An 11,043-nucleotide genomic window follows, 5' to 3' on the forward strand; every position below is an offset into this window, starting at 1 on the left:
GGGTGATTCCACATGACCGACAGCGCGCCGGAGACGGCGTCGTCCGCAGCCCACGACGCTCAGCAGCAGCTCAGCCTGGGTACCGGGGCAGCGCGCAACCTGGCGACGACGACGAAGACGCCGCCGCAGATGCAGTCGATCAGCCCGCGGTGGCTGCTGCGCATGCTGCCCTGGACCGAGACCACCAGCGGTTCCTACCGGGTCAACCGCAGGTTGACCTACGAGCTCGGCGACGGGCGGCTGACGTTCTCCAACACCGGTGACCAGGTCCGCGTGCTGCCGCCGGAACTGCGCGAGATCGCCTCCCTGCGCGAGCTCGACGACGAGACGGTGCTGACCGCGCTGGCCGACAGCTTCACCCAGCACCACTACGCCGCGGGCGATAACATCACCACCGCGGGCCAGCCCGCCGACGCGTTGCTGCTGTTGGCCCACGGCAAGGTCAACACCCGCACCCCGGGCCCCTACGGGGACGAGGCCTCGCGGGACGTGCTCGCCGACGGCGAGTACTTCGGCGAGCAGGTGCTGCTCGGCGGGCAGGAGGCCTGGCCGGTCACGGCCACCGCGCTGACCCCGTGCATCGTGCTGAGCCTGTCCCGCCGTGCCGTGAACGAGCTCGCCGAGCGCTCCGAGCCGCTGCGCACCCACCTGGAGCGGGTGCGCGGCCGCGCCCGGCCCGAGCACAACAAGCACGGCGAGGCGGTCATGCGGCTGTCCGCCGGGCACGACGGCGAGCCCGAGCTGCCCGGCACGTTCGCCGACTACGACCTCAACCCCCGCGAGTACGAGCTCAGCGTCGCCCAGACGATCCTGCGCGTGCACACCCGGGTCAACGACCTGTACAGCCAGCCGATGAACCAGCTCGACCAGCAGCTGCGGCTGACGGTGGAGGAGCTGCGCGAGCAGCAGGAGGCGGACCTGATCAACAACCGCGAGTTCGGGCTGCTGCACAACGCCGATCTGCGGCAGCGTCTCCAGACCACCGGTGGTCCGCCCGGGCCGGGTGATCTCGACGAGCTGCTGTCCCGGCGCCGCAGGTCCGAGTTCTTCCTCGCCCACCCGCGCACCATCGCCGCGTTCGGCCGCGAGTGCAACCGCCTGGGGGTCTACCCGGACAGCCTCGACGTGGACGGCACCCGGGTGATCGGCTGGCGCGGTGTTCCGCTGCTGCCCTGCAACAAGATCCCCATCAGCGCGGCCAACACCAGCTCGATCCTGGTCATGCGCACCGGGGAGGACCACCAGGGCGTGGTCGGGCTGCACCAGACCGGCATCCCCGACGAGTACGCCCCCAGCCTCAACGTGCGGTTCATGGGCCTCGACGCCAAGGCCGTCACTTCGTACCTGGTCAGCGCGTACTACTCCGCCGCCGTGCTCACCCCGGATGCGCTCGGTGTGCTGGAGAACGTCGAAATCGCCCGCTGAAAGGAACACGCACATGGCCAGCCCCGATGTGCTCCCGCACGCCGTCCCGGTCCAGGAGGCCTATCGCGCCCTGGATCTCGCGCGTGGTCGGGTCGATCCGGCGTTGCGGTCGGCTCTGGACACGTTGCCCGAGGACATGCGCCACATCGCTCGGTACCAGTTCGGCTGGATCGACGAGCACGGCAACTCCAGCGATGGTTCCGGCGGCAAGGCGCTGCGTCCCGCGCTGGCGCTGCTGGCCGCCGAGGCGGTCGGTGGCACGGTCGAGGAGGCGTTGCCCGCCGCGGTGGCCGTCGAGCTCGTGCACAACTTCTCGCTGCTGCACGACGACGTCATCGACACCGACGCCACGCGTCGCCACCGTCCCACGGCCTGGACCGTGTTCGGGGCCAGCGCGGCGATCCTGGCCGGTGACGCCCTGCTGTCGCTGGCGTCCGAAGTGCTCGCCGACAGCGGGAACTCGGCCGCGCTGCCCGGTCTGCGGCTGCTGAACTCCACCGTCCAGGAGCTGATCCAGGGCCAGGTCACGGATCTGGCCTTCGAGCAGCGCAGCGATGTGGACGTCGCCGAGTGCCAACGCATGGCCGAGGCCAAGACCGCGGCGCTGCTGGCGGGCTCCTGCGAGCTCGGTGCCCTGTTCGCCGGTGCCGATGAGCGGCGGAGCGGGCACCTGCGCCGCTTCGGGCACGATCTCGGGCTGGCCTTCCAGCACGTCGACGACCTGCTCGGCATCTGGGGCGATCCCGCGGTCACGGGCAAGTCCGCCTACTCCGACCTGCACGCCCGCAAGAAGACCCTGCCGGTGGTGTTCGCGCTGAACTCGGGCAGTTCCGCCGGGCAGCGGCTGGCCGAGCACTACCACCAGCCGCCGACCTCGGAGTCGGATCTGACCGGCACCGCCGAGCTCGTCGACGCCGCCGGTGGGCGGGAGTGGAGTCACGCCCGCACCGACCAGCTGCTCGCCCAGGCCCTGGAGCAGCTCGAGGCGGCGGGGCTGACCGCCCGCACGCACGAGCTGACCGCGCTGGCGCACCTGGTCACCCGGCGCGACCACTAGGCGCCGGGCGCGGTCGGGCGCGGTCGGGCGCGCCCGGTGTGGACGCGGGGACGGGCCGGGGTGGGCAGTGTGGTCGTCCATCCCGGCCGGTCCCGGTCCGCGGGGCTTGCCGGCTTGCCCCGGTCCGGTTCATCCCGGTGCGTCCGCCTTGATGCCGTCGACGTCCTCGGCGGTCAGCCGGGTCAGGTCGGCGGTGGAGGTGTCCGGCGAGACCGACAGCCGCGAGGCCTGGTGGTCGACCATCCGCTCGAAGGTCTTGCGCGCGGTCCGGCCGTTGCCGAAGGTGCCGTCCTTGGGCAGCGCCTCGAAGTGTTCGAGCAGCGCGTCGGCGGCGCCGTCCTCGATCTGGTAGTCGTGCTTGGCGCACTCCTGGCGCACGATCGTGACCAGTTCCGCGGCGGTGTAGTTGGTGAACTCGATGGTCCGGCTGAAGCGGGACTCCAGTCCGGGGTTGGAGGCCAGGAACTCGCGCATCTCCCTGGAGTAGCCCGCCACGATCACCACCACCTCGTCGCGGTGGTCCTCCATCAGTTTGACCAGGGTGTCGATGGCCTCCTTGCCGAAGTCCGGCCCGGACCCGCCGGAGGAGTTGCTCAGGGTGTAGGCCTCGTCGAGGAAGAGCACGCCGCCGAGCGCCTTGTTGAACTCCTCGGTGGTCTTGATCGCGGTGCCGCCGACGACGTCGGCGACCAGGTCGGCGCGGGAGACCTCGACCAGGTGCCCGGAGGCGAGCACGTCCAGCTCGGCCAGTATCGCGCCGTAGAGCCGGGCCACGGTGGTCTTGCCGGTGCCCGGTGCCCCGGCGAAGACCAGGTGTCGGCTCATCGGGGGAGCCGACAGGCCTGCTTCCTGGCGCCGCTTGGCCATCTTGTTCAGGTTCACCAGCGTGGTGACGTCGTGCTTGACGCCTTCCAACCCCACCAGCGAGGTCAACTCCCGCATGGGTTCGCTGCGCTGGGCCGTCTCCTCGGGCGTCGCCGCGTCGTCGTCCCGGCTCGCGGTGTCGTGCGTGTCCGGGGTTCCGTTGCCGGTGCTGGTGAGGCGCTCCACGGTCAGCGCTTCCGAGGGGACCGCGCGCCGCAGACCGGCTCCCCGGTTGTCGCCTGTCGTGCAGTCGCGGATCACCACGGTTTCCGCCGAGCGCACAGTGATGCCGTCGGCCGCGTTCTCGGCGAACTCCGATTCGGACAGTTCGGCTCGGCCGGAGGGATCGATCCGTGTTCCGCCGGATCGTCCGGAGCGCACGCGGCAGCGGTTCAGTCGGATCCCGCCCCGCTCGCCGATGTGGACTCCGTCGCCGCCGGAGCGGTGGACGTCGCAGTCCTCGAAGGTGGCGTTCGTGGAGCGGACCACCGCCACCCCGGAGCCGCTCGTGTCCCGCACGCTGCACCCGTGCACCAGTGCCGACCCGTCGTCGGCGACGAGCACGCCCACCTCGCCGGCCCGTTCGATCTCGACGTGGTCCAGTCCGGCCCGCGCCTCGGTGGTGATCTCCACGGCCGCGCCCGCCGGGTCGGTGATCCGCAGTCGGTGGATCGTGGGGGTGGCGCCGGTGCTCGCTGTCAGTCCGGTTCCCGCGCACTCGTGGAGGGTGAGCCGCTCGAGCTGGGTGCTCGCCTCGTTCGCGAGGGTGACTCCCGTCCCGCGCACGCCGGTGATCGCGCAGTCGCGGACGGTTCCGGTGGCCCCGCCGGTGATTCGGAGACCGTGGTGGGTGCTGCGGGCCACGGTGCACTGCTCCAGCACGGTGTGGCCGGGGGAGGCCAACAGTATCCCGTCGGCCTCGGCCCCGTCGACGGAGCACTCGGTCAGTTCCACGGTCGAGGTGGTGGCCAGGTAGCAGCCGATGCCGCGGTTCTCGCGCGCTGCCAGCCGGGTCAGCGTGGCCGAGGCCTGGTCCTCCACGGCCAGCGCGGGTTTGAGCGCGCCGGTGATCGTGAGGTCGCTCCCGTCGATGCGGCCGTGCCCGTTCAGGCACAGGCCGTTGCCCTCCGCCCGTTCGACCGTGCACGAGCGCAGCGTGAGCGCGCCGTGCTCGGCTGCCACGACTCCCGAGGTCCCGGTTTCGGTGACGGTGCATCCCTCGATCGCGTTGTCGCCGGTCGAGGTGACCACCGCTCCGGCCCCTTCGGGGTTGCGGATCGAGCAGTCGCGCAGCGCCAGGACGCCGTGGCCGTGGGCGTAGGCCGCTGTCCAGGCGGTCGCCTCGATTCGGCACTCGGTGAGGGTCAGTCGACCGGCCCCGGTCACGGCCGCTGGGGTTTCGGGGTCGGTCGAGCGCAGGGTCACCCCGCTGAGCTGCGTGGTGGCCTCGGCCGCGACCACCGGTCCGCGCGTGGTGGTGATCTCGACGGTGTCGGGCCCGTCCTCGGCGGTGATCGTGACCGGTGTGCTCGGTGCCAGGTTCTCCGCGTAGTGCCCGGGGGCGACGTGCACCGTGGCCCCTGCGGGAGCGGCCTCCACCGCTTCGGTGATCGACCGGTGGCAGCCGGGCGTGCCCGGTGAGACGATGATCAACGCTGTCCTTTCTCGTGCTCGGTCGGCGCGTGCCCGGAAGCGGCGTTCGTGCCGCTTCGCGCTCAGCCGCTCGGGAGTCTTCCCTCCAGCCGAGCGGTGGCCAGTTCCACGCGGGAGCGGTAGCCGGTGCGGGCGAACAGTTTGGTCAGGTGGCTTTCCACGGTTTTCTCGCTGGCCTGCACCGCCATCGCGATCTGACGGTTGGTGTGGCCGTCGCTGACCAGGTCGATGATCCGGTTCTCGGTGCTCGACAGCGGCTCCTTCGGACCGCGTGAGCGGGTCAGCGCGATTCCGCGGCTGCGCATCAGGTCGCTGAAGAGCCCGCGTCCGTAGGAGGAGCCGAACCGCTTGACCAGGGCGTAGCCCTCGTGCAACCACGGTTGCGGTTCGTCGAGGAGGTCTCCTGCCGCCGCGCAGCCGTGGGCGACCCGGTGGGCGTCGCCGCGCTGCCTGGCCAGCTGGATGCCCTCGCGGAGGGACGTCGGGTCCGAGCGCACCATTCCGCCCGCGATCAGCGCCGCCTCCCGGGCCGACGAGGTGCGGTGGCGCGCCTCGAACGTTGTCAGCTCTTCGAGCATCCGCTCGGCATCGTCCCGGTCGCCGATCCGGACGCTGTAGTCGATCAGTCGTTCGAGCAGTCGTTCCAGGCCTGCCGTGCTGCCCCGGTCGCGGTGGCGCTGGTAGTCCCGCCACCCGTCCGTGACGGCCGCGGCGGTGTGGCCGCGGCGGTGCCGCAGGCCGCAGCGCACCCAGGCGACGAGGTGGCCGCAGGCGAATCCGTGCTGGATGCGGGCCAACCACTCCTCGGCACGGCGGAAGTGGCCGCGGGCCGCGCAGATCTCCGCCGCGACCACTCGGGTGAGGTGGTGCGCCAGGGAACTTCGGGCGTGCGGGCGGGCCGCCTCCAGCGAGCGGGCCGTCGACAGCGCCGTGTCCCACTCGCCGGTGTGGTAGTGGTGCAGCACTCCTCGGTAACCGCGGGACCGCCCGTGGTGGGACTGTCCATCGTGGTGGTTGCCGAGGAGCAGTTCCAGGGCCGTGGTGTGGTCGAGCATGCTTCCCGCCTCGCGCAGCTGCTCGGTGTCCGGGGCGTGCCGTTTCGGGTGGCGGCGTTGCCACCACGCGAGGGTCTGCCGGAACTCCTCGTGCTCGCCTTCCGCGGCGTTGAGCAGCACCAGCACGGCGTCGAGGGCGGTGGTCGCCCGTGTCTCGTCCTGTTCGGAGGAGAAGGGGCCGAACAGCGTGTTGAGCGTGGTGGTGGCCTCGCGCACGCGCCCGCGGAACAGCGCGGAGAAGAACCGGCGCATCGCGTCGGTGTTCTCGTCGCGGGTGGTCACCAGGGCGAACAGCCGCGTCGCGTGGTGGAGTTCGGTGATGCGGCCTTCGTGCAACTGCACCAGGAACCAGCAGATCGCGAGATCGGCCAGGGTCGCCGCGTCGTCGCTTCCGTAGGGGGCGGGGCCTTCCGGGCCGTCCTCGGGCGGGAACGCGTCCAGCAGGGCGGGCAGCACGGTTCCGAGGTCGTCGGCCAGTTCCCGGAATCGGTGCTGGGACAGCTGCAGCCGGGTCATCGCCTCCAGCAGTCTCGGCAGCCGCCGGTCCGAGCCGGGCAGCCGGGCCACTGCCGCGCGGTAGCGCTCGGCGGCCCGTGCCGGGGCCGTGCGCGCGGCTGCGTCCGCCTCGGCGATCAGGACTTCCACACCGCTGCGGCCACCGGCTTCGGCGCCCGCCGCGACGAGGTGGTGGGCCAGCGCCGACCGGTCCACCGCGCCCCCGCGCTCGTGCTGGACGAGCATGCGTCGGGCGAGCGCGTCGTGCACCGCGCGCGGTGTTCGGGATCCCTCGCGGGCCAGCGCCGTTCCCAGCGCGGGCACCGGCAGGTGCACCCGTCCGCTGGTCTCGCGCAGGACGTCGTCGCGGACCAGCCGGTCCAGCACCCGTCCGCAGGCGTGCAGTTCGACGTCGGCGGTCTCGGCGAGTACCGGCAGGTCGTTCACGTCGAACTCGCCGAGCACTGCCAGGGTCCACACGATCCGGTCGGCACCGGGGCCGCAGTCGTGCACCCGGCGGAGCAGTTCGTGGTCGGCGGTCAGCGCGATCGGTTCCTCGGGGGATCGCAGGCACAGGTGCTCGTCGATGATCACGAGACGTTCCTCGGAGCGCAGCGCCCGCACGGTCGAACGCAGCGTTCGCGGGTTTCCGAACAGTGGTCCCAGGGCCGCGTGCAGCGCCGCGGTCGTGGCCGGGTCGACGGCCGCCTGGCCCCCGGACCACCGCGCCAGCAGTGCTGTGACGTCGTCCTCGGGCAGGGGAGGAAGGTCCAGCACGGAGTCGGCGAGGTTCACCAGCTGCTGGTGCGCTCCCCACGAGGTGCCGCCGACCGTGGTCAGCACCACGCCGCCGGCCGCGCGGACTCCGTGGGCCAGCGAGGCCAGTGCGGAGGCCGACTCGGGGGCGATGTGCTCGATGTCCTCGATCACCAGGACGGTGCGCTGCCCGCGCGCCAGCTGGGTCAGCGCGCGGGTGAGCTCGTGCACCAGGGGCAGCGGGTTGCAGAGCGAGGAGCCGGCGTCGTGCTGCCGCAGTTGTGCCGCCGCCGCGACGGTCTCGAGCAGTTCGGGGGCGCGGCGGTGGTCGTCCACGCGTCGACGCACGGCTTCCAGCAGCGTGTCGAACATGCGCGGTGTCGGCACGGTGGCCGAGAGCGAGAGCACCTGCACGTCGTGTCGCAGCCAGTTCTTCGTGGCGGCCTCGATCAGGGCGGTCTTGCCCGAGCCGGTGGGGCCGCGCAGGACCAGCAGTGCTCCGGCTCGGCCGGTGGCGTGGACGGTGTCGTCGAGTCGGGCCCACTGCTCGTCCCGGCCGAGGATCGTGCTGTGCTCGCGAGCCATTCGTCTTTCTTCCTGGTGCGCGTGGGTGCCGACGTGCGGTGTCGCTCGTCCGGTGGGGCGAGGCGCCCTCGTTGTTATCCGGGATGTGAACGCCCCCGCCAGTGTTGGTAATCACGATGCCCTAGATGGAGGGAGATCCCTCGCGTGGACCACAATGGATCACCATGAGATCGAGGTGCGTCCGGTCGTCCGACGTCCCGTCCCACCCCGGCGCTAGCGGTTTCGGCGGCTGCGAGCGCCGAGGGCCGCGAACGCGCGGGGACCGGTGATCGACGTGGTGGACTCCTCCCGGTGGGAGCCGCGCCCGGCCCCCGCTCCGGAGCAGGACGAGCCGTCGGTGACGTCGATGTTCGGCAGGCGGGCGTTGGTCGAGCGGCTGCGTTCCGGTGCGTTGTCCGGCCGCGTCCCGTTGACGGTGCTCACCGGTGAGGTGGGCAGCGGGCGTTCGGCGGTGTTGAGCGCCCTCGCCGGAGAGCTCGCCGCGGCGGAGGCCCGGGTGGTGTCGGTGCGGGTCGGCGAGCACGAACGAACCACCCCCTACGGGCTGCTGTACCGGCTGCTCACCGCTGTCGAACCGTCCGGACGGGGGAAACGCGCCGACCGGGACTCGGTGCTGGGGCTCGTCGCCAGGCTCAGCGCCGACGCCGCTCGGGGTGGCTCCGGCGAGGTGCCCGCCCAGCTGGCCAACACCGTGTTCTCCCTGGTGCGTGCCCATGCACCGCTGACCGTGCTGATCGACGACGCGCAGTGGGTGGATGGTGCCACCGCCTCGCTGCTCGATCGGTTCGTGCGCCTGTTCGCCGGGCAGGGGTGTGCGATCGTGGCGACGTGGCGGCTGGGTCGTTCCGCCGAGACGGACGGGCGACGGCTCGCCGGCGAGGTGGAGCGGCTGGTGGCCGACGGGCTCGCCCGGCACGTCCCGCTGCGTCCCTTGACGCGGGCGCAGAGCGCGGAGTTCCTCGCCGAGTCGGTGCGGGCCGTGCCGGATGCCGAGCTCGTCGACCGGCTGCACGCGGCGACCCGGGGCAATCCCGCGGCGTTGCGCTCGATGGTCGAGCTGCACCAGCAGGCCGGGGTGCTGCGGGTGGTGGACCGGCACGCCTACATCCGGTCCGGGGTGGAGTGGCCGCCCTTGCCCGAGCGGCACCCGTTACCGGCCTCGATCCACGAGGCCGGTGCGGTGTGCTGGTCGGTGGCCCGGGCGATGGCCGTGCTCGCCCCGCTCGGGGAGAGCGCTGTGGGGCTGGCGGCCGAGGCGCTCGACCTCACCGCGGAGACCGTGCGCGCCGCGTTGGACGCGCTGGTGGCCGACCGGGTGCTGGTCGGCTCGCGCGGGGCGCGGCAGCGGTGGCGGTTCCGGATCCCGGCGGTGCGGGACGCGCTCGAGGCCTGCCTGGGGCCCTACGAGCGACGCAGGTTCTGCGCGCTGGCCGCGACCGCCGTGTGGAACGGGGCGGCCGAACCGGGCGACGAGCACTTCCTGCCGGACCGGCTGGCCGACGCGGGCGCGTTGGTCGATCCGGATCGCTCCGCCGAGCTGCTGCTGGCGCGCAGCGGGGAGGTGATGTTCACCGACGGGCTGCGCGCCGTTCGCTGGTTGCGCGCGGTGGTCGATCGGGTGGTCGATCCGGGGCAGCGCGCCGTGGCGATGCGGATGTACAGCGCCGTCTGCGGCATCCACAGCCGGATGGCCGAGGCCGCCGACGGGGCTCGGGCGACGTTGGCCGAGCACGCCGACCGGTTGTCGGTCGAGATGGCCCAGGAGATCGCGATCGTGTACGTGAACGGTCTCGCCGCGTGCGAACGGTGGTCGGAGTTGGACCGACTGGCCAGCGGGGAGGCGCCGCCGGTGCCCGGTGGGCGGGCGAACGAACTGGTCACCAGGGGGTTCGCCCTGATCATGCAGGGGCGTTGGGGCGAAGGGGCCCGGTTGCTGGAGCGGAACTGGCAGCTGTGGTCGGGGGCGAATCCGGTTACCGCCGACTTAGGGGACATGTTCCGCGGGGGTGCCGGGGTGGTGCTGGGGCGGCCGGAGGTGCTGCGCCGGTTCCTGCGGGACCCGGGGTTGTGGCGTTCGTGGGACTTCCCGCAGCACCGTTTCGAGCAGGCGCGGTACGAGGTCAACATGCTCCTGCTGCTCGGGGAGCTGGACGAGGCGATGCGGGTGCTCGACGCGCGGGGGCTCACCGTCGAGCAGTTGCAGAGCTCGGACCGGTCGTTGCTCCGGCTGCTGTGGGGGCAGCACTCGGCGGCGCTGGACATCGCCCGGCGCAGCATCGCCGAGGGGAGCTACTCGGCACGTCCGCTGGCCCTGATGGCGATGGCCCGCGACGCGGCCGGAGTGCTGATCGGGAGGGGGTGGCTGAGCCGGGCCCGGCAGCTGACCGGGATGGTTCGGGGCAGGCCTCTCGATCACGTGCTCGACCACGCCGACGCGTGGGTGCTGCACGCCCTGGGGGACCACGCCGAGGCCGACGAGCTGCTGCGCTCGGGGCTGCGTTCGGCCGACGAGAACGGGTTCGTGCTGGGGACCGAGTGGATGTGGGCCGATCTCGCCGCTGGTGAGTGGGCCCGCGGGGACGTCGCGGCCGCCGAGGAGTGCGTGCGGCGGGGAGGTCTGGTCGCCGAGGCGCTGGGCACCGGCAGGGCCGAGATCGCCTGGCTGCTGTCCCGCGCGCTGGTCCACGGTGATCGGCAGGCGGGCCGGGAGGCGGTGCGGCTGGCTCGGCAGCGGGCGATCCCGGACGAGATGGCCTGGACGTTCTTCCGGGCGGCTCGGTCCGGTGTGGACACCTCGCGGTTGTTGTCGGAGGCCTACAAGCTCTTCGGTGAGCTCGACGCGCTGCTGTGGCGTGCCCGGATGCGCCGGGTCATGCGGGAGCACGACGTCTCGGTGCCGGGCCGTGGCGCGAGCACGGCGGAGAACGAGCGGCTGCTCGCGGTGCTGGTCACCGAGGGGTGGGGCAATCGCCAGCTGGCGACGGTGTTCGGCACCAGCGAGAAGAGCGTGGAGGGGCGGCTCACTCGGATGTTCGCCCGGACCGGTTACCGCTCGCGGGTGGAGCTGGCCGCGGCCATGCTCACCGGGCGGTTCCGTCCCTGATCCGTTCCCGCCGTGGTTGTGGTGGCCGTGGGGGGCTTTCCGGGGCCGAG

Annotated in this window: 5 protein-coding genes; 3 read left to right on the forward strand and 2 right to left on the reverse strand. The window is 72.3% G+C overall.

Features of this window, described 5'->3' with window-relative positions; translation table 11 throughout:
* The first annotated feature begins 12 nt into the window (after positions 1 to 12).
* Positions 13 to 1,425, forward strand: a complete 1,413-nt coding sequence (locus G9Q41_RS20170) for a family 2B encapsulin nanocompartment shell protein (protein WP_165633825.1) — start codon at positions 13 to 15, stop codon at positions 1,423 to 1,425.
* A gap of 13 nt (positions 1,426 to 1,438) precedes the next feature.
* Positions 1,439 to 2,482: a family 2 encapsulin nanocompartment cargo protein polyprenyl transferase gene (locus tag G9Q41_RS20175; protein WP_165633826.1), complete on the forward strand. Its 1,044-nt coding sequence runs from the start codon at positions 1,439 to 1,441 to the stop codon at positions 2,480 to 2,482.
* Between the two features lie 129 nt (positions 2,483 to 2,611).
* Here G9Q41_RS20175 and G9Q41_RS20180 read toward each other — a convergent pair whose 3' ends face one another.
* Both G9Q41_RS20180 and G9Q41_RS20185 read right to left on the reverse strand, forming a co-directional pair.
* Positions 2,612 to 4,999 carry a right-handed parallel beta-helix repeat-containing protein gene (locus G9Q41_RS20180; protein WP_165633827.1) on the reverse strand — a complete coding sequence of 796 codons (2,388 nt, stop codon included), beginning with the start codon at positions 4,997 to 4,999 and terminating at the stop codon, positions 2,612 to 2,614.
* A gap of 62 nt (positions 5,000 to 5,061) precedes the next feature.
* Positions 5,062 to 7,890 (reverse strand): LuxR family transcriptional regulator, encoded by a 2,829-nt coding sequence (locus G9Q41_RS20185; protein WP_165633828.1) that lies wholly within the window; start codon positions 7,888 to 7,890, stop codon positions 5,062 to 5,064.
* Positions 7,891 to 8,155: 265 nt separating this feature from the next.
* Here G9Q41_RS20185 and G9Q41_RS20190 point away from each other — a divergent pair, with 265 nt between their 5' ends.
* Entirely contained in the window at positions 8,156 to 10,993 is a 2,838-nt protein-coding gene (locus G9Q41_RS20190; protein WP_165633829.1) for an AAA family ATPase, read from the forward strand.
* Positions 10,994 to 11,043 lie beyond the last annotated feature (50 nt).

The organism is Actinopolyspora sp. BKK2 (assembly GCF_011291845.1).
In the GTDB taxonomy this organism is placed as follows: domain Bacteria; phylum Actinomycetota; class Actinomycetes; order Mycobacteriales; family Pseudonocardiaceae; genus Actinopolyspora; species Actinopolyspora saharensis.